The sequence below is a fragment of the Pseudomonas sp. PDM24 genome, assembly GCF_019218905.1.
Classification (GTDB): domain Bacteria; phylum Pseudomonadota; class Gammaproteobacteria; order Pseudomonadales; family Pseudomonadaceae; genus Aquipseudomonas.
In genome coordinates this window covers 231,318-256,317 of the sequence record NZ_JAHUWR010000003.1, presented here as the reverse complement: position 1 = coordinate 256,317, position 25,000 = coordinate 231,318, and the positions used below count along the sequence as shown (strand labels likewise).

The window sequence follows — 25,000 nt, the reverse complement described above, 5'->3', positions numbered from 1 at the left end:
GGCGGACCACCGAAGAAGCGGTGGCGGCCCGATAGTTTATGAAGACGCCTGCTTGGCCATCGTTGTGGCCGTAGCAAGGGATTGGCGACATTCGGCCACAATGCGGTCCATAAGCTCGCGCACAGTTGGAATGTCATCAATCAGACCTACGACCTGTCCAGACCAGACCTTGCTGTACCTCCCCTGTTTCCAGTGTCCTCTTGCCACGATGACCGGCTACCAGTACGTGATCATACCGTTACCGTCATCTAAGCCATAGATTCCGATTTAGGTAACGTCACCGGATGTCCTAGCACTAGTTGCCTAGTGCTTGACGGTTACTCAGACGTTCATGGCAACCTGTCCGGCAGCAGGCTCGTCACATGGCCCGGCGAAAGCCAACAATCGCTTTGGTTTCGAGAAAATCGCCGAACGCAACTTCTCCCCATTCACGACCGTTACCCGACTGCTTGTATCCCCCGAACGGTGCCGCCAAATCCATGTCGGCATAATTGAGCGTGATTTGTCCGGCCCGAAGTTTGCGTGCCACTGCCTCGGCGGCTGTATGTTCGCCCTGAACATAAGCGGCAAGACCGAATACCGTGTCATCGGCGATCGCCACTGCGTCGGCTTCATCGGTGTAACCGATGATGACAAGCACCGGCCCGAAGATTTCCTCGCGGGCGATAGTCATGTCATTCGTCACGTCGGAGAAGACGGTCGGCCGGACGTAGAATCCGGCATCAAGCCCTTCAGGTCGGCCGAGCCCCCCTGTGATCAGTGTTGCACCTTCATCGATGCCGATCTGTATCAGGTTCTGGATTTTGCTCCACTGCGCCTCGGAGGCGACCGGCCCCATTTTGGCATTGTTCGCCGGGTGTCCGACAACCCACTGCGCTGCCGCAGTGCGCGCGAGATCGGCTACCTCATCCATTCGTGTAAATGGAACAAGCATCCGTGACGGCGCATTACATGATTGACCGCTGTTGAGCATAATTTGAGCCACGCCCGCCGCCATGGCGGAAGGGAAATCGGCACTCGGCAAAAGGATGTTCGGCGACTTTCCGCCAAGTTCTTGGTGTACGCGTTTCACCGTCAGTGCAGCATTACGCGCTACCTGGATGTAGATCCAGTAAACGAGACGAGATCGACTTCAGGATGACCAGTCAGTGCGTCGCCAACACCTTTGCCGTCTCCATGTACCAGATTAAAAACACCGGCTGGTACACCGGCATCATGCATGATCTCGGTAAAGATCGTCGCCGAGAAGGGCGACACTTCAGAAGGCTTCACCACCATCGTGCAGCCTGTCGCCAACGCTGCGGCCACCTTGCAGGTCAACTGGTTGAGCGGCCAGTTCCATGGCGTGATTAACGCACAGACGCCAATCGGCTCGCGTACGATCTCAGTGGTGCCCATCTCGTGTTCGAAACTGTATTTGGCTAACGCGGCGCGAGCAATTTGAATGTGGGCGAGGCCGGCCGTGACTTGCAATTGCTCGGCAAGCCATAGCGGTGCGCCCATTTCGTCGGACACTGCTATCGCAAGGTCATGTGCGCGCAACTAGTAGGCTGCGATGATTCGATCGAATAGTGCAAGACGCTCATCAACCGATATCTGCGAGAAGGTCTGGAAGGCGGCTCTCGCCGCTGCGACTGCTTTATCGACGTCAATGGTGCCACCGAGCGCGACCTGGCCGGCAACCGTTTCGTCAGCCGGATTATTTACATCTATTTACGATATTGCCAGCGGGCTCCACCCACGAACCATCGATGTAAAACTGAAGATTTTTGCGCATTTTAGTCCTCGTCATATTGGGCTTTCCAAAAAAGGTCAGGCCGCTGGGATCAGCGCTGCCGCGTCGATATCGAAGGCGCTTGGCCAATCGTCGAGAGTCGCAGAGAAGCGTTGATCAAGGGTCGCAATAAGGCATCAAGTGAGACCATCGTTGGCGACCATTACAAGGTATGCGCGATAAACCTAGAGTCAATTAGGCACTTAATGTAGCGCTGGTAGGTTTAGGGATACCGCCGGCAAACCTATCAAGTAATGCGTTGCAGGTTGGCAGTGGCGGGGAGTCAATAAAAAGACTCGCATCGTCAGCTTCCCTGCGCGGCCTCGTCAAACTTCAACCGGGCCGTTTCAACCTCAGGCAATTTGTCGAGCGTCCATTTATGCAATTCGCGAAATGGCTGCTGCAGTGTCAGACCAAGTGGGGTGATCTCATACTGCACTGCCACGGGCGAGAACGAGATGATCTGGCGCGAGACGAGACCATTTCGTTCCAACCGCCGCAGGGACTGTGTAAGTGCCTTCTGAGTGACGCCCTCCAGGCGACGCCTGATGGCATTGAAGCGATGCGGCCCATCATCAAGCACCGCCAGAACCATCATCGACCACTTATCTGCGATTTGGTCGAACAGCGCCCGGCTTGGGCAGTCTGACGAAAAACATTGCGGCTTTAATTCCAGCATCGAAGTTTCCTCATGTATACCTAGGCGACTCTAGGTGCCTAATTGACATTAGGTCTACAAAATATACTTATGTGACTTCCAAAAGCAAATGGAGTCCATCCAATGTCAAAGCTTGATACCAGCGGTTTATTTCGTCCTCTTTCCATCCGATCGCTTGAACTGAAAAACCGGATTGTCATGGCGCCGATGACGCGTCTGTTCTCACCCGAAGGCATCCCGGGTGAAGCGAGCGCTGCCTATTACCGGCGGCGGGCAGAGGGAGGTGTCGGGCTGATTTTGTCGGAAGGCACCGTGATTGATCGCCCAGCATCACGCAATGATTCCGGCATCCCTTTTTTTCACGGCGAAGCGGCGCTGGCGGGGTGGAAAACCGTGATCGATGCGGTCCACAACGCTGGCGGGCGCATGGCACCGCAGATCTGGCACACCGGTGCCACGCGTTACATCAACGACTGGGAGCCAGATGCGCCAGTGGAAAGCCCGTCGGGCCTTGATTCGCCAGGTGACCTGCGTGGTGTGGCGATGAGTGAAGAGGACATTGCCGACACGGTAGCAGCGTTCGCCAAGGCCGCAGCGGATGCCAAACGACTGGGCTTCGATACCGTTGAGATCCACGGAGCCCATGGTTATCTGATCGATCAGTTTTTCTGGTCTGGTACCAATCTGCGCACCGACCGCTACGGCGGCCCGACAATCAAGGAACGCTCGCGCTTTGCCAGCGAGATCGTATCTGCTGTTCGTCATGCTGTTGGCCCTGAATTCCCGATCATCATGCGCGTCAGCCAGTGGAAGCAACAGGACTACGGCGTACGCGTCGCTGAAACACCAGCTGTGATGGAAGACTGGCTGCTGCCATTGGTCGAGGCCGGTGTCGACGTCCTGCACTGCTCGCAGCGACGTTTCTGGGAACCTGAGTTTCCCGAAATTGACGGTGAGAACGGGCTGAACTGCGCGGGTTGGGCGAAGAAAGTCACTGGAGCCACAACCATTAGCGTCGGTTCGGTTGGGCTAGATAATGATGTTACTCACGCCTTCGCCGGCAAGGGGTCAACCCCTGCGAGTTTGGATCGGCTTGTCGAGCGCATGGAGCGCGAAGAGTTTGATCTGATCGCTGTAGGGCGTGTTCTGCTGAGTGACAAGGATTGGGTCGCCAAAGTGGAAAAAGGCGATTATGCAGATCTGAGGGGCTTCAATCCGGCATCTTTAGCCGAATTGGCTTGAGCCTTGTTGCGGAGTGGAGAGTGCGATGCCACACAGGTTTTAGTCTGAAAAAATCAGAGGTCTAGCTTCGGATGTTGCGAGGCCGAGATCGTAATTTGTTGTTGAGTGCGCCCTGACTGTTTCAATGACCGAACATGTTAAGGCCGCTCAACACCCGCGTAATTGCGTTGTGGTGCGGCCTGGGCATTTACGCGCAGGTTGCATAGCGTCGCCGATTAATGTAGCGCTAGATTCTTCGTGGCTATCTAGGCCTTTCGGGAGCAGCCGGTCATTTAGTTAGTCGGCAATGCGTAAAGTTGCTTAGAGTCGGTACGCTGAAACTAGGCTAGCGGAGCAGACACGTTGAGAGGAGGGGAGATGCACCGCTTAATGCTTATTCATTTCTGGAATAAGCATAATAAAATATATTTCTTGAGTGCATTAGCCATTCTGCTACATTGTGGTTACCGGACCGCCGGATATGTTTAATCCTATTTTATGGTACGACTATGTCCGGCGCCCGAATCTTCCAAATCAGCCTTGAGGCTCTGTCTTATGACAGAGCTCATGTCGCGATTTCTCACTCCGGCAATATCCGCGTTAGTCCTTGTGCCTCCATTGCCATTCCATTCGTTACCGGCAAACCTCTTCCTTGTCAGGCCAACAGCGAAGCCTGCAGTGCAATCAGCGAAGGCTTGGCGTTTCTGCTCTACGCCATGTGAATAATCGCTGTTGGGCACTTCCATACCGCTAGCCTAGCCAATCCTCTTCAGGTAATACCCGGTCCCATGGGGTTGCAGCTTGACGCGTAAGTGATTGGGCTTCTGTTCCGAGCAAGATCTATCGCGACTTACAACAAATGCCAAACTATTTGGATGAAGCTCATCGAGCTGAAATTGTTAAGCTGAGCACGACATTAACCAGCCAAACCGAATGGCCTACTTGGCTTTTATTGGTCGGGTTCTATCTGGCCTGGGCTTTTATTGTTATTTATGGGGACGCACTCGGCGAAGTATTCACCATTGTCCTGTTGGTTCCACTGGTTGTGCTCTGGATGTCGATTCAGCATGAGCTTATCCACGGTCATCCAACTCGTTGGCCTGCCATAAATAGAGCCCTGGGATTTCTGCCGTTCGCCGTTTGGTATCCCTATGACATTTATAGGGACACGCATTTAGCGCATCACAACGACGAGGTGCTGACGGTACCGGGTCAAGATCCAGAAAGTCGTTATGTCACCGGTGCTTTTTGGTTGCGCTCGCCTCGTTATATCAGAACGCTGTTATGGGTAAACAAGACCTTGGGTGGTCGTTTGCTTATGGGCGCGCCATTGGCGGTGATAACCCTCGTGAGTAGCGAGATCGGAGGGCTATTTCACACCGGGCGAATCGCTTGGCGGATGTGGGCAGCTCATATACTAAGTGTTGGCGTAGTGCTGGCCCTGGTTGAACAATACAGCGCCATCAGTGCCGTACAGTACATAATGTTAGTTTCTCTGCCGGCCTTGTCCATTGCCATGATCAGGTCGTTTTACGAGCATCGCCCGTCAATGCTTCCAGAACACCGCACGGTTATCAACGAATCGTCAGGGCTGTTGAGTTGGCTCTTTCTTAACCTCAATTTTCACTTGGTTCATCACGATCTTCCCGGTTTGCCCTGGTTTTATTTACCCCGGGTGTATAGAACCAGGCGTGAACAATGGATTGCGCGAAACAATGGCTATGTCATTCATGGCTACTTCCAGCTATTGCAGAGACATCTGGTCAGTCCCGTGGATTGTCCTCGCCATCCTGCCGAGCAATAAAAATATGAAAGCTAATCTGGGCGTCGGAAAATGATACGTTTTGAAGCCATCAAGAAAACTCATAAAGGCAGCCCGCGAATGGCCGTGAGCGATTTAACGCTTAACGTCCGAGAGGGTGAGATCTGTATATTTGTCGGGCCCAGTGGGTGTGGCAAAACAACCATTTTGCGAATGATCAACAGGCTGGATACCCAGGACAGTGGCCGCATCTGTGTCAACGGCGTGGCGACCGATGAGCTTGACGTCGTTACGCTACGCCGCGGCATTGGATTCATGATGCAGAGCGCAGCCTTATTTCCTCACCAGACGGTTGCAGAAAATATTGGCGCAGTACCGCGGCTCCTGGGCTGGAGCAAACATAAAATCTGCCAGCGCGTGAGCGAACTCATTTCCCTGGTTGGGCTTCAGCCCGAATTTCTTGACCGGTATCCTAATCAGCTGTCGGGCGGGCAGCAAAGTCGTGTCGCTCTGGCGAGGGCATTGGCCTCGGACCCACCGGTTGTATTGATGGACGAACCCTTTGCCGCACTTGATCCGGTGATACGCGAGCGGCTGCAGGATGAACTGGTTGCGCTTCAGAGACGCTTGCATAAAACCATTATTTTGGTGACCCACGATATGGAGGAGGCCATCAAGATTGGTGACCGGATTGCCATCTTCGAGGGCGAAGGAAAGCTTGTTCAGTTCGATACGCCTCACAATATCCTTGCCCATCCTGCCAGCGAGTTTGTGAAGAACTTTATCGGCAAAGATCCGCTGTTAAAAAGACTTTCGCTGATGAAGGTTTCTGATCTTCCAGCGGATGAAGTCAATTGCGAATTCAACCTTCTACTGGATGATAAGTCCAACCCGTTGAAGTGGGTCAGTGAATCGGACGTGCCTGTTCCCGAGCTGACAACGGTGTCGAGTAACGACTCGTTGCATCACGCACTGGTTAAAATTCTAACGGCTCCTATCGGTGTGGTTGTTCGCGTGGACGAGGCGGGCGGTTACGAAGGTAGCCTCTCGATTGCCAGCCTTCACAGCGCACTCAATGAGCGCCGCTTCGGAAGTGCGCAATGATTGACTGGTCCTGGATCGTTGAAAACTGGCAGCAGATCGGTCAGCTGTTATTTGATCATATTCAGCTGGTGACCTTGGGCCTGTGTATAGGGATGCTATTAGCGGGCGCAATGGTGCTCTTGACGTTGTGGCAGCCAGGATTGGCGAGCCCCATGATTTATGTCAGCGGCATACTCTTTACCATTCCGTCCCTGGCGCTGTTTATTTTGATAATGCCTTTTACCGGTTTATCCAAGACGACGGCGGTCATTGGTTTGAGCCTGTATTCCTTGCTTATTGTGTTGCAGAACACCTTGGCGGGGCTTGCGAGTAATCCCCCGGACGTATTGGAAGAAGCCCGTGCGCTAGGGTATACGCGCATGCAGAGATTCCTCGGGGTTGAACTTCCACTGGCGCTGCCTTCGTTATTGGCAGGCTTGCGAACGACCTCGGTTACATTGGTGGGGCTGGTGACCGTTACTGCCTTGATTGGTCAAGGCGGATTAGGCCAGATGTTCATTGCCGGGCTGGCTCAAAGTTTCACTACGCCTGTGGCGGTCAGCCTGGTCCTGACGGTGATGTTGGCGTTATGTTTTGATTTTCTGTTTTATTCAATAAATAAATGGCTGGTCCCTTGGGTGCGCTGATGAACATGATCGCAGGTGTCTACCTTTGGTTTTCTCTTACTGACAATTGGTTGGGTGAAAACGGAATACTGACTCGGCTGGCAGAGCATATTTATTATGTGTCTTTGAGCCTGGCTATTGCTTGTGCAATAGCGTTGCCGCTCGGCGTACTTCTGGCTAACTACCGCAAAGGCGCGCAGGTGGCGATAGGGTTGTTCAATATTGGGCGAGCATTACCTTCTCTGGGTATTGTGATACTTGCAATTATGCTCATTGGTTATGAAACCAATACGGTAATTATCGCATTGGTGACTATGAGCATCCCGCCGATATTAACCAATACCTATGTTGGAATCGATCAGGTGGATTCGTCTCTGAGGCTGGCTGCCAGATCGATGGGGATGCGCAGATGGCAGATGTTTATTCAGCTCGAGTTGCCGCTGGCTTTTCCGCTGATCTTTTCTGGATTCCGATCAGCCCTGGTGCAACTTATCGCAACAGCCACCATCGCTGCGTATGCAGGGTTCGGCGGGCTGGGCAGGTTTCTTATTGATGGACTGGGCCGAAATGATACGCCGCAAATTATTGGCGGCGCACTGATGGTGTCGGCACTTGCGATCGTCAGCGAGTGGGTTTGTTCAATGATAGAAACACTCATGGTTAGAAAATGGCGGGCGGGGAATGTTGAACTAATCGCTACATGACCAGGGGCATTTGAAAGTGCGTATTAACTTTGCAGAGGTGCAGACCCAAATGAAAAACAAACAACGTTCGAAGGCTCGCTCAGTGCACTCGGTTTCATTGTTGCTGGGGCTAGGCTTGCTGGTTGGCAGCACGTTTGCCAGTGCTCAAACCATCACTATAGGAGGGGCCAATTTTTCCGAGCAGACGATTCTCGCAAACATCTATGCGTCAGCCTTGAAAAATGAAGGGATAGACGTCAAGACCCGACTCAATCTGGGGAACCGCCAGATCATCGCCAAGGCGCTGGAAAACGGGGATATAGACGTCGTACCCGAATACATAGGATCACTGTTGAGTTTCTATGACGACAAGACCGCCCTGACCACCCAAAAGGAGATCCTCAGCGCTCTGCAACAGAAGTTGCCGGCGGACCTCCAGCTGCTTGAGCCTTCGTCCGCGGGCTCTATTACCGCTTGGGCTGTTACCAAGAAAACCGCAGAAAAGTACAACTTGCACACCTTGTCCGACCTGGCCCCCGTCTCGGGTGATTTCACGTTGGGCGGGCCTCCCGAAGTCGCCACTGCTGCCTTAGGTCTGCCCGGGTTGAAGGCGGTCTACGGCATCAACTTCAAGAGCATCAAATCGCTGGACATGGGCGGGCCCTTGTCGCGGCTGGCGTTGAACTCAGGCGCTATCGACGTCGCCACGGTGGTCTCCACGCAAGGCATCCTGGCTAAGGAGCCTTGGGTTGTCCTCGAGGACGACAAGCACCAACAGCCCCTGCAAAACATCACGCCACTGGGTCGCAAGGCGTTGCTAACCCCAGAAGTCACCCAGGTGCTCAACGCGGTCTCTGCAAAACTGACCGATGACGACCTCAAGCAACTCAATCGCCTTGTTGATATCGATCACAAGGATCCCGCAAAAGTCGCGGCGCAGTGGGTCGCCGAACATACCGCCAAGACGGCCCAGTGAAAATGAATGCTACGTTGGTAAGGTCGCGGAGGCGTTATGTCCAATAAAAGTATGATTTTGAATTTGTTCTTTTTTAACCCCCAAGGAGATCATCGTTTTTCCTGGCGCCACCCGCTGTCACCGACCCAGGAAATATTCACGCTCAAGTACTACGTAAAACTGGTGCAGGCGGCCGAGGCGGCGAAGTTCGATGCGGTTTTTGTCGCGGATCACGTCGCGGTCTGGGACTCCGTGGCCAGTGGGTTGAGGCACTATGCCAACGCCCGCCTTGAACCTATTACGCTCTTGTCCGCACTGGCTGCCGTGACTGATCACATTGGTCTGATGGGCACCGCTTCAACTTCCTATAACGAGCCGTTCAACCTCGCGCGGTATTTTGCTTCGTTGGACTATCTCAGCGCAGGGCGAGCCAGCTGGAATATCGTGACTTCCTGGCTGGAAGAAGAGGCTTCGAATTTCGGATTGTCAGGCGTGACGAAGCACGGCGATCGTTATCTGCGGGCCGAGGAATTCATCCATGTCGTCAAGCAGCTTTGGGACTCCTGGGAAGACGGTGCGCTTGAATTTGACAAGGATACCGGCGACTTTGCCGATTCGTCGAAAATTCACCCGATCAATCACAAAGGCGCACATTTCAGCGTACGTGGGCCGCTTAATGTGCCGCGTCCACCTCAGGGACATCCGGTCCTTGCCCAGGCGGGGTCTTCTGAAGCGGGCAAGAACCTGGCCGCTGCGCATGCGGACGTGCACTTCTGTTTCATCAATTCGGTCGAAGAGGGACTGGCGTATAGGGCCGATTTGAATCACCGACTCGAGTTGAAGGGCAGGCATTCCAGTGATCTGAAAATCATCACCGGTGTGCTTCCGGTGGTTCTCGAGGATGAGACTGAGGAGGAGCGACGTCGGCAACTGGAGGACAGCCTCATTATCGATGCCGTGGCGATTGACTTGGTCTCCAGCTATACCCGTCTGGACTTGACAGGGCTATCGCCGGATAGCCCACTGCCAGCGTTGCCAGATGAGTCTGAGTTTGATGGCATTCGAACTGAACTGGCCCTGCTCAAGAAGTACGACACCTCCTTGTCCATCCGCGAAATAGGGCGCCGGTTGGTCAAGAGTTCCAGTACCTGGCTACTGATCGGAACGGCGGAGCATATTGCGGATAAGCTTTCAGCGCTGTACGAGTCGAATGCCGTTGATGGCTATAACCTCATGTTTCCGTTTTTGCCAACGGACTTTGAAGCATTCACACGCGGCGTGGTGCCTTTGCTGCAAGCCAAAGGGGTTTTCCGCAAGGAATATGCACCTGGGACGCTGAGGGACCGCTTGGGCTTGAAAAGGCCTGTTAACAGCTTCTTGCTGTGATCTGAGGCCAAGCGCTAATTACATCCCCTGACTGGATTTTCATATGACCAGCGATCTATCCATGTATCTCGCTCCTGCCAGGGTTTTACAGGCACAAGAGGCCTGGCTCCAATGCGTCCTGGAGATCTTGGGCGAGCGCCGTGAGCAAAAGCCGATCGTTGATCCAACGCCCCATTGGCTTTCCCCGGATCTCTTGTTATCCCAGACCTGTGGTTATCCATTCATCACGTCACTGCGGGGAAAAGTGAGACTAGTAGGGCGCCCGAGTTATGAGCTTGCTCATAGCTCGGGTGGTGATCATTGCAGTTTGCTGCTCTGCAGAGCTGATTCGGCCGTGACTGATCTGGTGGGTTTCCAGGGCAGCCATGGGCTAATCAATGCCCGGGATTCCAACTCTGGAATGAATTTACTGCGCCACACGCTGGCCGGGATCAACGAGCGTGGTTTTTTTTCGAAACTGACCTTCACCGGATCGCACAGGGAGAGCATTCGAAGGCTGAAGGATTACGACGGTGATTTGGCTTCTATCGACAGCGTCACCTACGACTATCTGGCGAGAGATAACAGTGACGAGATCGAAGGCCTTAGGGTCCTTGTGCGAAGTGTGCGCAGTCCCTGTCTGCCTTACATAACGTCGATTCGTCGAACGGCGACGGACGCAGATTCAATCAGGAGCGCAATGAACGAAGCGTTGAAACAGCTTCCTGAGGTTTCTCGAGCGCTGGCTATCAAGGAGGTTCTGCCGGCCGGTGAGGCTGACTACGAGTGCCTCCTGGAATATGAGCGCAGTGCGACCCATCGCGGTTTTTCGTTTGTATCGTCCTGAGCGACTGCGCACGAACGATAATTCGATACCAGACATTTGATAATTCAATGCAAGGACGCGAAGCTCACCGTAGGCTTGAAGCAGCTATAGGGTGTCTCTTCACATATTTTTGGGGCGATAGACCGCAGGTCCACGGTGCGGTGCGCGATGTATGGGCCCAGGTGCTGACAGTGGTCGAGCGCGAGTTGGCCAGCGTCACCGACAATCCGGTGATTTGCGGCAGCCCTGAGGCTCCGGAAATTTACTCTGAGGCCCACGCCGTCGGCGCCGGAATTGGCCTGGCCATGGGCCAGTTCGCCGTGGCGATCGCTGAACGAGATTGGATACCCGAAGGTATGGATAGACAGCGCAGCTGTCTCATGCCGATCCAGACAAAGTGAGTGCGGCCTACAAGAAGGCCGCCATTAGAATGCTGATTCATGTCTAGGCAGGCGAGGGTGGCAGGCAACCCACCCACCCACCTAGTAATGGTTCGGTGATGTGGATGGGAGTCAACCGTTCTTCGACATCATCTCGACGTGGAGAACGGAAGAGTAAGCGACCCAATCACCTCAATCTGGACAAGAGACCGGGGCAAGTCGCAATTGTTCATTCCGTTGGCGCTCGGAGCTTCTCGGCGGCTCAAGTCATTTAGGAGTCGGCGTAAGGGTCAAAAGCGTACCTCCTTGCCGAGCTGAAGCGTAGGCCGCGTCCATGACCTGCATGATTGCCTCTGCGTCGCGTAATGATGCAATGGGCTTGGCCCCGTTACGGCACTCAGCAAGCACTTGTTTGACGAACAGTGGGTAATAGACGTCTGTGTCCAGTTGTAGTCGGCGGCTTCGAGTGCCGGCCGCAAGGTTCTGTCGATCCCTTATTTCGATTCGGTCGGGACCGGATTTGGCATACATGTGATCAGATGAAAGGGTGAAAGAGAACTCGCGCTGCTCGTCGGCGGTACTGGGGAAACTGTATCCCGTTTCCACAACACCGATCACGCCATCTTCAGTCTGCAGGGTCAATAACGAATAGTCTTCGACGGCGCCCCGATGTGTCAGTGAATTCATGACGGCTGAGACTCGAGAGACCTCCTTACCGGTCAATAGTCTGAAGAGATCTATGAAATGCGTAGCCACGTTGATCGTGGATCCGCCTCCAGAAAAAACGGGATCGATGGCCCAGCCTGAGCCTGCTGTTTCATAACGAGCGGGCGGACCTACTATGAAACGGAAAGACATGTAGTTGAAGTCCGCGGCCAAGCGTCCCTCAGCATCTTGCAGAGCGCTAAGCAGTTCACTCATGCGGAAGATCAGCGGCACAGCACAGTAGAGATTGGCTTGCTCGGCCAGCTCACGCAGTCGTGTGACCTGCGCCATGTTGATGCCGCAGGGTTTCTCCAGGGCAAAGGGGATGTTTCGTGCGATCACGGCCTCTGCCAGCGACGGCATTTGCGAATGACGACCGAACACGAAAGCAAAATCGACCTGCTCGCGCTCAAGCAGCTCATAGGATGAGCTATACAGCGGGCATTTGAATCGCTCGGCGATGGCCTCGCCCTTCACGTGCTCCGAATCCGATACGGCCACCACTTGAACCCCATTGGCCTCAAGAGCATTCAGATACAGTGGGACATGCCAATGGCTGACCTCCAGTAACGCAACTTTCATACGTACTCACTCCTGGCGCGGTACAAGCAGACATTTGGAATGTTCGGGTTGAAAATGATCGCGCTATAGGTTTCAGCGGCTTTGGAATCATTCATGGTCTTTCCCTTTATTCGCTTCGATGAAAACGGGTCGTTTTTCCCGTTTTCGCTGAAGCGTTTTTACGTCAAATGACCGGCATCTCTTGCCGGCGGCAACAATATTTCGGCATCGACTACTGTGACGTTATCGGGGTGGTAATCAAACCCAAGGAAGCGCAGGGCAAGCAGCGCCTGACCTTTGTGCATGGGGCCCCCGTCCTGGGTACGACAACCTCTTTTCCGCGCAGCATCGCAAAGCGGTGTCGAGTCCGGCGAATTGATGATATCCACCACGAGGGTGCCGGGCTCCAACCGCTCGGGATCCACAGGCATAGGATCATTCTTGCTCATGCCAAGCGGCGTGGCGTTGATCACGATTTCATAGCCATGTGGGTCGGGTGGGCCGGAATGCGTGATGCAACCTGTTTCAGCAGCGACGGATTTCGCCAGATCCTCGGCTCGGTGTTCGTCGACATCGGAGATAGTCAGCGATCGGGCGCCCGCCGACGCGACGGCAAATGCGATCGCTCTGCCCGCGCCTCCAGCACCGACCAAAAGAACGTTTTTGTTCGCTGGATGGTTGCCTTCCCATTGCATGCCAAGAACACAGCCGAGGCCATCGAATACGGCGCCGACCCAACGTCCGTCTGTCTCGCAACGAATGACGTTGATTGCACCGACTTGACGCGCAGTCGGATGAAGTTCGTCGACAACATCCAGCATCCTTTGCTTATGAGGCATGGTGACCAGGATGCCGGCGAGATTGTTCAGCGCTCTGGCGCCCTTCACGAACGCGGACAGATCATCGGCCTTGACCTCCAATGGAATACAAACTGCGTTTGCCTGCTGTTCTATAAAGAGTCGGTTGAATAATTGCGGAGACTTGGCAGCCGTCAGCGGATGGCCGACCAATCCATAAAGCCGAGTTGTTCCTGTGATATGTGAGGCCATGGTTGCCTGATATTTGATGTTGACGGGAAGAGGCGTCCTGGCGGCTTCTTGGCTCATGCACAGCGTCGATGGCTATGCATTGGCAAGTGCCGACCGCAGGATGCTGCTCTGCCCGTCGGGCCTGTGTGGGTCGCGAAAACCTAATGGTCGCACCAGTGTGATCGTCGAAAGTCGTTACGAGCGCAGTTGGCTAGCCAGATCCTTCGGGGCAGCTGTCTGAGCTGTGCCCTGCATCGCTTCGGCCCGCATACGATCGTATTCTTCTTTGGCAATAGGCACTGCGTCGCGTTTGCCGAGATCTTCAAGGCGAATCCGGTATGTTTCACGTGTAGTGAACGCCGCGATCGCAGCGATAAGACAGATACCTAATGTAAGAGAACCGATTTTTAGTGGAATATTCTCGGAACCGGGGGGCGCTACAGTAACGAAGATTGCCGGGAGAAACGCAGTCATCGCGGTCCCTATGTTCTGTCCGATGGCCATACCGGTCACACGCACCCGCGTACGGAACAATTCGGGAAAGAGGCTCGGGAATACGCCGTTGAAACCCTGATAGGCGACGCCCCACATGAGAACGGAGAGAACCAGCGAAAGCCACAGGTTGTGGACGCTGATAGCGTACAGGTACGCGTACGAGAGCAGTCCTGCGCAAAGAACGCCAATAATGACTGGGGGCCTGCGGCCGATCTTGTCTGAGAGGTTACCAACGAAGGGGATCAGGATCACCGCGCACATGTTACCCAGCAGAGGAATCCACAAATAGACGCCTGCAGGGAAACCGATGCCATAGGCCGGTTGAACCGCATAGGTGGCGCCGAATACCGAGGCGACAATGGCGATCACCGCAGCAAGTGCCATGCAGATCACACGCAAGAGATCACCCCAGCTCTGCCGGATGACTTCGACAACTGGCAGGACAGTAGCTTCGCCTTGCGTTTTTTGTTTGGCAAATACAGGTGTCTCGTCGACCTGGCGGCGAATGATATATCCCATGATGACCACAACGACGCTGAGCAGGAACGGAATCCGCCAGCCCCAGGATGCGAACTGATCCGCAGGCATAAAATGAGCGAGAGGCAAGAAAACTGCTGCCGCGAGCAGTTGCCCGGCCTGAACCCCTTGGAGGGTAAAACTCGCGAAGTAACCACGGCGACCGGACGGAGCGTGTTCGAGAATCATGGAGCTGGCGCAGGAGATCTCCCCGGCCACCGCAAAACCCTGAATCAGGCGCAACGTCACAAGCAGCAAGGGCGCCCAGATCCCGATCTGCTGGTACGTTGGCAGCAGCCCGATGCACATCGTCGAGAAGCCCATCAGGAACATGCAGTAAACCAGAACCGTTTTACGGCCGTGGCGATCACCCAAATGCCCTAGGACAACAGCGCCTATCGGCCGGGCGATATAGCCCACACCAAAGCTGGCCAGAGAGGCAATGATGCCGACCGCTGGGTTATCAGACGGAAAAAAGAGCTGTGGAAACAGCAAGGCCGCCGCGGTCGCATAGATAAAGAAGTCGTAATACTCCAGTGCCGAGCCGATCCAGCCGCTGGCTGCGGCTTTCTTTGACTGGCTTTTGGAATGAGCGTCGATCGGTATGCTCTGATTCATAACGTGTCTCCGGTTTCTCAATTGTTGTTATTGTAACGACGTTCCATCAGTAATTTTGTTACCAAAATTGCCGCCTTGTCAAGGGAGAAACCCCTTGGGCGATCAAGCGGGACGCTGGTTTATGTGCGGTGTTGAGTTCATACGTTCGACGTCGTCGCCCAGCCGAGCGAGCACGCTAAAGCCTGCTCGTGCGTTCGGGCGAACAGGGCGCTAGAGGATGAACAGGTTCCCAAGCGTCAAGCTATCGCCGCTGTTGCTCATACAAAGAGCAATGACCACGGCGTCAGGTTTTAACGTTGTAGATTGCTCTGCAAAATTTTGGCGCGTCAGCAGTACAGAGTGACCTTAAGGCGCACTAGCCCGCGCCTTAAGGGAATCGGAAATCAATTCGTCTGCATGCCGACGTGCACGTTTGCCAACCTACAAGCTATCTCTCGAGAGAGCACCGTCGACGAGCCTCGAAAGGTTCAACGGATTCGCGCTCTTTAGAGCATCGGGAAGCAACGCGTCGGGGTAGTTTTGGAAGCAGACTGGCCTCAGGAAGCGGTCAATGGCCAAAGTGCCGACCGAGGTGCCGCGGCTATCGGAAGTGGCAGGATAAGGACCGCCGTGCACCATTGAATCGCAGACCTCGACACCCGTTGGGTAGCCATTGATGAGGATGCGGCCAACCTTCATCTCCAGCAAAGCAGTCAACTCTACGAATTGCGTAAGGTCTTCTGGCTCGCCAATCAAGGTTGCGGTCAATTGTCCGTGAAGGGCATTGATGGCAGCGTTGAGTTGCGCCTGGTCAGCGACCTCGATGAAGATGGATGTGGGGCCGAAGATTTCTTCTTGAAGAACTTTGTCGCCGTTAAGCAATAACTCTACGTCGGCCTTGAACAACTGTGGCTGGGCCTGGTGACCCTGTTGGTTGCTGCCAGCCAGGTGCGCGATGCCGGGGTGCGCGTGCAGGTTCTGCAAGCCAGCCGCATAGCTACGCAGGGTGCCTGCGTTGAGCATTGTTTGTGCAGGTTGGTCGCTGATCAACGCGGCCACGCTATTCTGAAAGGCACTGAATGCAGCCGAACGGATGCCAACCACCAGCCCGGGATTAGTGCAGAACTGGCCACAACCTTGAACCACCGAGGCGGCAAGATCCCGAGCGATACTGTTGGCTCGACGCAAGAGTGCCTCGGGCAGGATCACTACCGGGTTGATGCTCGACATCTCGGCGAAGACTGGAATGGGCTCGGGGCGAGCGGCGGCCATGTCGCACAATGCTCGACCACCTTTGAGCGAACCGGTAAAACCAACGCCCTTGATGAGCGGGTGTTTTACCAAGGCTTCGCCTACGCCACTGCCATAAATCATGTTGAAGACACCGGCGGGCATGCCGCTGCGCTCGGCCGCCCGGATGATCGCGTTGGCGACCTGTTCTGCAGTGGCCATGTGGCCGCTGTGGGCTTTGAATACCACCGGACAACCCGCCGCGAGGGCCGAGGCGGTATCGCCGCCGGCCGTGGAGAAAGCCAACGGAAAATTACTGGCACCAAACACAGCAACCGGACCGATTGCGGTGCGGTACTGGCGAAGGTCAGGGCGCGGCAACGGCTTGCGAAGTGGTAACGCTTGGTCGATGCGAGCTCCATAGAAGTCACCACGGCGCAGTACGTTTGCAAACAGGCGCATTTGACCACTGGTTCGTGCGCGTTCGCCCTGGATGCGAGCTACAGGCAATGCTGTTTCACAGCAAACCAGTGCAATAAACTCATCGTCCAAAGCCTCTAGCTCTTCAGCAATGGCATCGAGAAATTCAGCCCGTTTGCTCGCGCTCAGGCTGCGGTAGCTGGAAAAGGCGTTGTTGGCTGCATGGGCAGCGTCCTCGATTTCTTGCGGGGTCGCTTGGTGAAAGGCATAGGGTAAGGTCTCCCCCGTGCCGGCATCCACACTCTTGACGATGATACTGCCGGCGGCGCTGCGCTGACCGCCGATAAAATTCTGGCCGGTAATGAGGGACATGGTTGTCTCCAGATTGGATGTGCAAGAGATAAGGCTGGGCAAGGCGTTCCCAGGACTGAAAATCAGGTGACGGCGCCGATCTGCCACGGCACGAACTCATTTTGTCCGTATCCGTGTTGTTCGCTCATGCTGCGTTCGCCCGAGGCAATGCGCAGCATGGTTTCAAAGATCGCTGCACCGCACGCCTCGATGGTCAAAGTGTCTTCGGCTATTTCGCCGCAGTTGATGTCCATGTCTTCTCGTTGACGAGCCCATAAGGCGCTATTGGTCGCCAGCTTGATTGATGGGGCAGGGGCACAGCCATAGGCCGATCCGCGACCGGTGGTAAACGCAATCAGGTTCGCACCACCGGCGACCTGACCGGTTGCGGAGACGGGGTCATAGCCAGGGGTGTCCATAAAAACCAGCCCGTTGGCCGTGACGGTCTGGGCGTATTCGTAGACATCCATCAGGTTGCTCGAACCAGCCTTTGCTACAGCGCCCAGCGACTTTTCCAGAATGGTGGTCAAGCCACCTGCCTTGTTGCCGGCAGAGGGGTTATTGTTCAACTCGGCCCCCATACGCTCGCAGTAGCGTTCCCACCAATGAATTCGAGCGATAAGTTTTTCACCAACCTCACGGCTGACAGCCCGCCGTGTCAGCAAGTGTTCGGCACCGTATATTTCTGGAGTTTCGGAAAGAATCGCGGTACCGCCGCAGGCGACCAGGCGATCCACTGCATTACCCAACGCTGGGTTGGCAGTAATACCGGAGTAGCCATCCGAGCCGCCGCACTGAAGCCCAACGATCAGATGGCGAGCACTGACCGATTCACGCTGAATCCGATTGGCCTCGCCAAGCAATTCCTTCACATGGCCAATGCCACTGGTGATGGCCTTGGACGTACCGCCACTGTCCTGAATGTTGAACGTGCGCAGCGTATTACTACGGGTGAGTCCTTGTGTCGTGAGTAATGAGTCGATTTGGTTCGTTTCGCAGCCCAACCCGATCACCAACACGGCCGCAAAATTGGCGTGGGTCGCATAGCCGGCCAATGTCCGGCGCAACATGCTCAAACCGTCGCCTGCAGGATCAACGGCGCAGCCGGCGGAATGCGTGAGAGCGACAACACCGTCGACGTTTGGAAACGCTTGCAGTGCGGCGGGATTGATGTCCCGACGAAAATGGTCTGCGATGGCCCGGGCGACTGTGGCAGAGCAATTCACTGATGTAAGAATGCCGATGTAGTTGCGCGTCGCGACGCGTCCATCCGGGCGTACGATACCCATGAATGAGGGGGCTTCACTCGGCTTGACGTTGGGCTTCGCATCGACGCTAAAAGCATAATCTCGAGTGAATTCCCCCATCGCCAGGTTGTGCACATGGATGTGCTCGCCTGCTTCTATGTCGACAACAGCAAAACCAATGATTTGCCCATAGCGCCTCACCGGTTGACCGGCTTCGATACGCCGGGAGGCAACTTTATGGCCCGGGACGATCGCTTGCCGGATGGTCACGCCTTCTGGCTCAAGGATTTCCCCGGCGAGTAGCGGTCGGCGTGCAATCAGCACATCGTCCAGCGGGTTCAAGCGCAGCACAGCTGCTGCGCCGGTTTTCATGATCAGTTCCATCGCATCCTCACGGGCTGCTGGGTGGTGCGCGGTCGCTAATAGCGCCGCACTTTTGTGCCGGCACTATAGGATTCATAGAAATGGCTGCCTAATGAGAGCTTTCGATTGCTCGATAACTTTGCCTCATCGACTTTTACTGGGGTCGCTGCAGTGCCTCTTCTCTGTAGCCGTTTGCCGCAGACTGGCGAACTCTAATAAGGTCGCAACAAACATCCGCGTTGGCTCTGACAGGGGCTCATCCTTGCGAGTGATCACACCGTAATCCTGGGACTCAACTTTGAAGGGCGTGTTGAGGATTTTCAGCTGGCCGTTTTGCAGTTGCGACTGGACCATGGACTCGGGGAGCATGGCGAGCATGGGGCCAGACTGAAGTAACTGCAGGAAGGTTTGCATGGAAATCGTCTCCACTGTGTTGGTTGGCGGGACGATCTTGAACAGCGTGAAAGCGCGCTCCATGCGTTGTCGGATCGGCGTATTAAAGGGATACATGACCCATGGCCATTCGCTGAGTGCTTCAGTGGGGACCTCCTCGAGTCGGCACAAGGGATGTGTGCTGTTCGCGACAAGACAAAAGGGTTCAGGTCCCAGCGATGTAAATTCGAAAGGCTGACAATCCTCATTCGTGAAGCGCGCGATGATCAAATCAAGTTTTTTTTGTTCGAGCATTTCCAGCAGTTGGTTACTGGTTTGTTCGATCACCTCAATAGAAAGTAGGGGGCGATCGCGTTTTATGCTGGCGATCGCTTCAGGCAGCACCACTGATGTTGCTGCGAAAATGGTGCCGATTTTTAAATGGCCATGCCCGCCTTTTCGCAGCTTGTTGACTTGGTCGACGAACGATTCCGCGTCTTCCAAGGTAATACGCGCATAACGGGCCACGAACTCTCCTAGTTCAGTAAGGACCAGGTTGCGCGTTTGACGCTCAAACAGTGGGAAACCCAGGAGTACTTCCAGATCGCGAAGCAATTTACTGATGGCCGGTTGCGTAACATTCATCTGTTCTGCGGTCGTGTGCATATTGCGGGTCTTGGCCAAGCTATTGACCAGTACCAAATGTTTGATCTTCAGCCATCGGGTGACACTGCCAAAAGTAATTTGATCGTTTTCCATCGGATAAGGCCTTGTCTGTCGATAACGAAACAGCATTGATTAGTGAGATTCTTTCATTGGGATTTACGGGGGCGGTCCATTACTTTTACGGCTCTGATGGCTGACTGATCTGGAAGCTCTATGTCGAATCTGAAACTGACGCGCGAAAACACCCTGCCAGTGGATGGCCTGGCCGGAACGCTGATCGGCCGCGCCTGGATTCCGGGTGCGATTGCAGGCCCCTCGCCGGTGCTGCTGCGTGAGGACGGTGTGTTTGACCTTTCTGAAGTCTTTTCGACAATAAGCGAACTGCTGGAACACGCCTCGCCGCTGTTGGCTGTTCGTCAGGTGCCTGGCAGGTACGTCGGGACCGTCGAGGAGCTGCTTGGGAACACCGGCACCCATTCCGATCCCGGCAAGGCATCTCTGTTGCCCCCAGCGGATTTGCAAGTCATCAAGGCGGCTGGGGTGACCTTCGCGTCCAGCATGATTGAGCGGGTAATCGAGGAGCAGGCCCGAGGCGATGCTGCCAAAGCCGAAAGTGTTCGCCGTCTGGTGCAAGAAGCCATAGGCGACAACTTGCGGGCAATCAAACCGGGCTCGCCAGAAGCGATGCGCCTTAAAACTGTGCTGATCAAGCAGGGCATGTGGTCGCAATACCTGGAGGTCGGTATCGGCCCGGACGCGGAGATCTTCACGAAGGCACCGGTTCTGGCCGCTGTGGGCAGTGGCAGCGAAATTGGCATCCATCACAAGTCTGAATGGAACAACCCAGAGCCGGAAATTGTGCTGGCGGTGAGCAGTCGAGGCCAAGTGCATGGCGTCACCTTGGGCAATGACGTCAATTTGCGTGATTTCGAAGGCCGCAGCGCACTGCTGTTGAGCAAGGCTAAGGACAACAATGCGTCCTGTGCGATCGGCCCATTTATTCGTCTGTTCGATGAAACGTTTACCCTCGACGACGTGCGCAACTGCGTCGTGGATTTGCAGGTTCAGGGCGACGACGGCTTCATCCTTGAAGGCAGCAGTTCCATGGCGTTGATCAGCCGTGATCCGTTGGATCTCGTGGCCCAGACGGTCGGCGGCGATCACCAATACCCTGATGGCTTCATGCTTTTTCTCGGAACATTGTTTGCGCCTACCCAAGATCGTGAGGCGCCGGGAAGCGGCTTTACGCATAAGCAGGGTGATGAAGTCAGCATAGGAAGCCCGTTGCTGGGCACGCTGCGCAACACAGTCACCTACAGCCATGAGGCTGCGCCCTGGACTTTCGGCTTGCGAGCGATGATGCACAATCTTGCTGCCCGCGGGCTTTTGTAAGTAAGGCAGGGGGGTGAGATGCATTGGGCGTTCTTCCGCAAAGATTGAACAAACACAGGTGCACGTCTGTTGATAAAAGAGCCGAATCCGAAGGGTTCGGTTTTTTATATCCGTCAGGCGTTTCCACATCCTGGAGACCCAGCTGCGTGGCCTGCTCCGTCTCGATAAGGCCGATCAGGTACAAGCAGGTTTGACTTATCGGGTGGCGCCTGCATACTATTGGAACGTCGTTCCAGTACGAACAATGTTGCTCACATTCACCTCATTGTCAAAGATAAGTCGAGAAAAATATGAGAGTCGTCAAAGGTGCTGTTGACCGTTGTCTGGAGGCTATTGAGCTGCTGGCACGTGAAGCTCGCTGGATGCGGATGTCTGATATCGCAGCCGAGCTGGGCTTGGAAAAGGGGCCCGCTCATCGAGTGCTTGCTCAGTTAGTCGAGCAAGGGTGGGCAGAGCAGGATGAAGCCACCTCGCAATACCGCTTGACTCTGAAGCTTGCACTGTTGGGGCAGCGCTATTTACATGGGATTGGCTTGCCCGAATTGGTCCAGCCGATCCTTGAGCAAGTGGCTGTTCAGTGCCATGAGTTGGTGCGGTTGACGGTGGTCAACGAGGGCACCTTGTCGTGGCTGTCTTCGGCCCAAGGTGCTGCGCCGGGGCTTATGTATTCGCCGGCCATGGATCAGCCGATCAATCTCTACGCCACCGCCAATGGCAAAGCCTGGCTGGCTTCAATGCCTGATGAACTGGCCATTGAACATGCGCTGCGTAGCGGATTGGGGAAAGCTGAAGCCGGGATGGGGCAGGGGCCGAAAGCGATCAACAGCATCGAAGGTTTGTTGGCCGAGCTAGCGCTGACTCGAAAGCGCGGGTATGGCTTGGTCATTGAAGAAGCCGAGGCGGGTGTTTGGGCGATTGCCGTACCGGTCAAGCTGGTTCCGTCCGGCACTGTGGTCGGCACGATGAGTATCGCCGGCCCGGTCTTGCGCATGCAGCCTGAACGTTATGACGAATTGCATGCTCTGCTGGAAGATGCAGCCAACAAGCTGGGTACGGTTTGGCCGCGCCAGAACAGCGTGCATTCGGAGAACGTATGAGCCAGCTCGCACCTGAATTGGCCGAGGCGGGGTCAGGGTTGCAAGTTGCCGCTGCCGCTGCCGCTCTGGTCCGTGCACGGCTAGAGGGTGTTCGGCTGGCATCCTTGCCAGGCCCGAACCTGCCAAGCAGCCTCGTACAAGGTTTTGCCATCCAGCAGCATGTGGGGCCATTGGCTGGAAAAACCGTGGGGGGATGGAAGTGTGCCTTACCCCCGGCTGGCAAGTGGATCGTTGCCCCGATCTACAGCGACAGCATTGTAAAAGGCGAACGTTACCGACTGGCCGCCGACGCCGATAAGGCGCGCATCGAGCCTGAACTGGCGTGCGTCCTGGCCCATGATTTGCCGGCTCGTGTCGAGCCTTATTCCACTGAACAGATCGCTGCTGCGATCAGCGCCGTGCACTTGGCATTGGAAGTGATCGACTGCCGTTACACCGATCCACACACACTGCCGTTCGAGCAATTGCTCGCGGACGGTCTATTCAATCATGGCCTGGTACTGGGGGCGCCAATCACGCTGTCGAACCCTGCCAGCATGCCCTCTGAACTGGATATCACCCTGAGCGATGCAACGTCGGAGCCTCTGAATATCAAGGGCCGCCATCCGGACGGGGATCCGTTGTTGCCGATCGTCTGGCTGGCCAATTTTCTGTCTACACAAGGGATAGGGCTGCAAGCAGGGCAGGTGATTATCACCGGGTCCTATGCAGGTGTTCTCGATGTGCCCGTTAACCAGCCACTGCATGTCCAGTTCGGCGAAGCAGGCTCATTGTCTGTCCATTTCTCAACGCAGGAGGAGTAACAAATGCGCTTAGTTCGTTTTGGTTTACCGGGGCAGGAACAGCCGGGAGTTTTGGATTCGCAAGGGATCGTGCGAGACCTTTCGGGCATTGTCGACGACATCGATGCGTCGGCCCTGAGCCCGACAGTGCTGGAAAAACTGCGTGCTGTTGACGTTGAAAAGCTGCCGGTGGTGGCGCCTGGCACACGTCTTGGTCCATGCGTAGGCAGCGTACCGAACCTGATTTGCATCGGCCTGAACTACTCCGATCACGCGGCTGAAACGAATACACCTATCCCGAGCCAGCCGGTGGTCTTCAACAAACACACCGCGTCCATCAGCGGACCCAATGACCCGGTCATTTTACCAACGGGGGCTCAGAAGCTTGATTGGGAAGTCGAACTGGCCATCGTCATTGGTACGCCTGCCTGGCAGATCGATGAGTCGCAGGCTTTGGATCACATTGCCGGTTATTGCCTGGCCAATGATGTTTCCGAGCGGGCTTATCAGCTTGAATACGAAGGTCAGTGGACCAAGGGGAAAAGCGGTTTTTCTTTCGCACCTCTGGGGCCTTGGCTGGTCACCCGTGACGAAATTGCCGACCCGCAGGCAATTGACCTTTGGCTCGACGTGAACGGCAAACGTCTTCAGACCGGCAATACCCGCACGATGATTTTCAGCGTTGCACATATTGTCGCGTACCTCAGTCGCTTCATGCCGCTAATGCCGGGTGACGTCATCATTACAGGTACGCCACCAGGTGTGGGGCTCGGGCAGAAGCCGCCGGTATTCCTCAAGGCGGGTGACACCATGCGGGTCGGTGGCCAAGGCCTGGGTGAACAATTTCAGACCGTGGTTCCGTACGTTGCTGAAATGGGGGCTGCATGGGTCGCCGGTCGCCATCCCAATGTTGACTGACTATCACTAGAGGAAAACGCTATGAGCTTTGCTGGAACAGGTGTAGTCGCAATCTGGCACGATCTTTTGCCCGAAGCGCGGGATGAGTTCTATGAGTGGCATAACCGTGAACACATGCCTGAGCGGGCCGGCATTCCGGGTTTTTTGCGGGGACGCCGATACATCGCTTTGGATGCAGGGCCAACCTATTTCAACCTCTATGAGGCTGACACTGTGCAGGTGTTGGGAGGACAGGACTATTTGTCGCGTCTCAACAGTCCGACGGCCTGGACCCAACAGTCGGTGCAGTCCTATCGCAACGTCGCGCGATCCATCTGCGAGGTCACTTACACCAGCGGTGTAGGGCAGGGCGCGTATTTGTTAACCGTCCGTTTCGATGTTGTCGAAGGGCGACATAAATCGGTTTCAGACGCATTGCGCCAACGCGTGCTTCCTCCCCTTGCGGATAAACAAGGTATTACCGGCGTGCATTTGTGTGTGGCTGATGAGGCCGTGAGCAAAGTTGAAACCGCAGAGAAAAAGGCCCGTTCCGAAGGGACCCAGATACCGGCCTGGATCGTCATGATCGAAGGTTGTGCGCCTGACTACGTTCGCGTCGCCGGCGAGTCTTTTGTAGCCGAGCTGCAACGGCTGTTGGAGGGGCAATCGATGGGACCAGAAACCACGCTTTATCAATTGGAATACACACGTTGCAAAACGCCGGGGAGTGCGGGTTGATCGCCGGGCGTTAGAGCACGTTTTAACTTCCAGTCATTGTTACTACGCAATTCCCCACGAGCGTGCCAATACAGGCATTGAGTTTAGCTCGCGTCTGCGCACGCTCGGGTTTTGCTTAAGGCGATATTAAACAATTATCTAGTTGCTCAATAACGGGCTGGATAAGGAATTCCTTAGGTCGCTCGGAAGTTGGCTCTTCGGGCTGTCTGT

Annotated in this window: 21 protein-coding genes and 1 pseudogene; 14 read left to right on the top strand and 8 right to left on the bottom strand. The window is 55.1% G+C overall.

What is annotated here, in order from left to right; genetic code table 11:
* Window positions 1-358 precede the first annotated feature (358 nt).
* Window positions 359-1,777 (bottom strand): annotated as a pseudogene (locus tag KW837_RS12810) (aldehyde dehydrogenase family protein).
* Window positions 1,778-2,078: 301 nt separating this feature from the next.
* Window positions 2,079-2,453: a helix-turn-helix domain-containing protein gene (locus KW837_RS12805; protein WP_192343784.1), complete on the bottom strand. Its 375-nt coding sequence runs from the start codon at window positions 2,451-2,453 to the stop codon at window positions 2,079-2,081.
* A gap of 102 nt (window positions 2,454-2,555) precedes the next feature.
* Here KW837_RS12805 and KW837_RS12800 point away from each other — a divergent pair, with 102 nt between their 5' ends.
* The 9 genes from KW837_RS12800 to KW837_RS12760 all read left to right on the top strand — a co-directional run bounded on the left by KW837_RS12800 (window position 2,556) and on the right by KW837_RS12760 (window position 11,354).
* Entirely contained in the window at window positions 2,556-3,674 is a 1,119-nt protein-coding gene (locus KW837_RS12800; protein ID WP_218396176.1) for an NADH:flavin oxidoreductase, read from the top strand.
* 838 nt (window positions 3,675-4,512) lie between these two features.
* The gene (locus tag KW837_RS12795) at window positions 4,513-5,457 is read left to right on the top strand and encodes a fatty acid desaturase (protein WP_218396174.1); all 945 of its coding nucleotides are present in this window, start codon (window positions 4,513-4,515) and stop codon (window positions 5,455-5,457) included.
* 30 nt (window positions 5,458-5,487) lie between these two features.
* Window positions 5,488-6,519, top strand: coding sequence for an ABC transporter ATP-binding protein (locus KW837_RS12790; protein ID WP_218396172.1), 1,032 nt, complete (start codon window positions 5,488-5,490; stop codon window positions 6,517-6,519).
* A complete protein-coding gene (locus KW837_RS12785; protein ID WP_218396169.1) occupies window positions 6,516-7,145 on the top strand; it encodes an ABC transporter permease in 630 nt (209 codons plus the stop codon). Before KW837_RS12790 ends, KW837_RS12785 begins: the two co-directional genes overlap by 4 nt.
* On the top strand, window positions 7,145-7,828 hold the full coding sequence (locus tag KW837_RS12780) for an ABC transporter permease (protein WP_218396167.1): 684 nt from the start codon (window positions 7,145-7,147) through the stop codon (window positions 7,826-7,828). Before KW837_RS12785 ends, KW837_RS12780 begins: the two co-directional genes overlap by 1 nt.
* Window positions 7,829-7,943: 115 nt before the next feature.
* Window positions 7,944-8,783 carry an ABC transporter substrate-binding protein gene (locus tag KW837_RS12775; protein WP_256348735.1) on the top strand — a complete coding sequence of 280 codons (840 nt, stop codon included), beginning with the start codon at window positions 7,944-7,946 and terminating at the stop codon, window positions 8,781-8,783.
* A 36-nt stretch (window positions 8,784-8,819) separates the two neighbouring features.
* A complete protein-coding gene (locus KW837_RS12770) occupies window positions 8,820-10,148 on the top strand; it encodes an LLM class flavin-dependent oxidoreductase (protein WP_218396163.1) in 1,329 nt (442 codons plus the stop codon).
* A gap of 43 nt (window positions 10,149-10,191) precedes the next feature.
* Complete coding sequence (locus KW837_RS12765; protein ID WP_218396161.1) at window positions 10,192-10,974, top strand: phosphate/phosphite/phosphonate ABC transporter substrate-binding protein; 783 nt, start codon at window positions 10,192-10,194, stop codon at window positions 10,972-10,974.
* Window positions 10,975-11,114: 140 nt separating this feature from the next.
* Window positions 11,115-11,354 (top strand): aromatic amino acid lyase, encoded by a 240-nt coding sequence (locus KW837_RS12760; protein WP_218396159.1) that lies wholly within the window; start codon window positions 11,115-11,117, stop codon window positions 11,352-11,354.
* Between the two features lie 246 nt (window positions 11,355-11,600).
* Here the strand turns inward: KW837_RS12760 and KW837_RS12755 are convergent, their stop codons facing one another.
* From KW837_RS12755 to KW837_RS12730, 6 genes are all read right to left on the bottom strand, one after another.
* Window positions 11,601-12,620, bottom strand: a complete 1,020-nt coding sequence (locus KW837_RS12755) for a Gfo/Idh/MocA family protein (RefSeq protein WP_218396158.1) — start codon at window positions 12,618-12,620, stop codon at window positions 11,601-11,603.
* Window positions 12,621-12,778: 158 nt separating this feature from the next.
* The gene (locus KW837_RS12750; protein WP_256348734.1) at window positions 12,779-13,705 is read right to left on the bottom strand and encodes a shikimate dehydrogenase; all 927 of its coding nucleotides are present in this window, start codon (window positions 13,703-13,705) and stop codon (window positions 12,779-12,781) included.
* A gap of 117 nt (window positions 13,706-13,822) precedes the next feature.
* A complete protein-coding gene (locus tag KW837_RS12745; RefSeq protein WP_218396156.1) occupies window positions 13,823-15,256 on the bottom strand; it encodes an MFS transporter in 1,434 nt (477 codons plus the stop codon).
* A 420-nt stretch (window positions 15,257-15,676) separates the two neighbouring features.
* Window positions 15,677-17,257 carry an aldehyde dehydrogenase (NADP(+)) gene (locus KW837_RS12740; RefSeq protein WP_218396154.1) on the bottom strand — a complete coding sequence of 527 codons (1,581 nt, stop codon included), beginning with the start codon at window positions 17,255-17,257 and terminating at the stop codon, window positions 15,677-15,679.
* Window positions 17,258-17,319: 62 nt separating this feature from the next.
* Window positions 17,320-18,867, bottom strand: coding sequence for a UxaA family hydrolase (locus tag KW837_RS12735; protein WP_008073854.1), 1,548 nt, complete (start codon window positions 18,865-18,867; stop codon window positions 17,320-17,322).
* Window positions 18,868-18,990: 123 nt separating this feature from the next.
* On the bottom strand, window positions 18,991-19,977 hold the full coding sequence (locus KW837_RS12730) for a LysR family transcriptional regulator (protein ID WP_008073855.1): 987 nt from the start codon (window positions 19,975-19,977) through the stop codon (window positions 18,991-18,993).
* Window positions 19,978-20,097: 120 nt separating this feature from the next.
* Here KW837_RS12730 and KW837_RS12725 point away from each other — a divergent pair, with 120 nt between their 5' ends.
* From KW837_RS12725 to KW837_RS12705, 5 genes are all read left to right on the top strand, one after another.
* Complete coding sequence (locus tag KW837_RS12725; RefSeq protein ID WP_218396152.1) at window positions 20,098-21,276, top strand: fumarylacetoacetate hydrolase family protein; 1,179 nt, start codon at window positions 20,098-20,100, stop codon at window positions 21,274-21,276.
* A gap of 290 nt (window positions 21,277-21,566) precedes the next feature.
* On the top strand, window positions 21,567-22,373 hold the full coding sequence (locus KW837_RS12720) for an IclR family transcriptional regulator (protein WP_192343113.1): 807 nt from the start codon (window positions 21,567-21,569) through the stop codon (window positions 22,371-22,373).
* Entirely contained in the window at window positions 22,370-23,176 is an 807-nt protein-coding gene (locus KW837_RS12715) for a 2-keto-4-pentenoate hydratase (RefSeq protein WP_218396149.1), read from the top strand. Before KW837_RS12720 ends, KW837_RS12715 begins: the two co-directional genes overlap by 4 nt.
* Window positions 23,177-23,179: 3 nt before the next feature.
* On the top strand, window positions 23,180-24,073 hold the full coding sequence (locus KW837_RS12710; protein ID WP_192343115.1) for a fumarylacetoacetate hydrolase family protein: 894 nt from the start codon (window positions 23,180-23,182) through the stop codon (window positions 24,071-24,073).
* A gap of 21 nt (window positions 24,074-24,094) precedes the next feature.
* Window positions 24,095-24,790, top strand: coding sequence for a DUF4286 family protein (locus KW837_RS12705; protein WP_183679769.1), 696 nt, complete (start codon window positions 24,095-24,097; stop codon window positions 24,788-24,790).
* The last annotated feature ends 210 nt before the right edge of the window (window positions 24,791-25,000 follow it).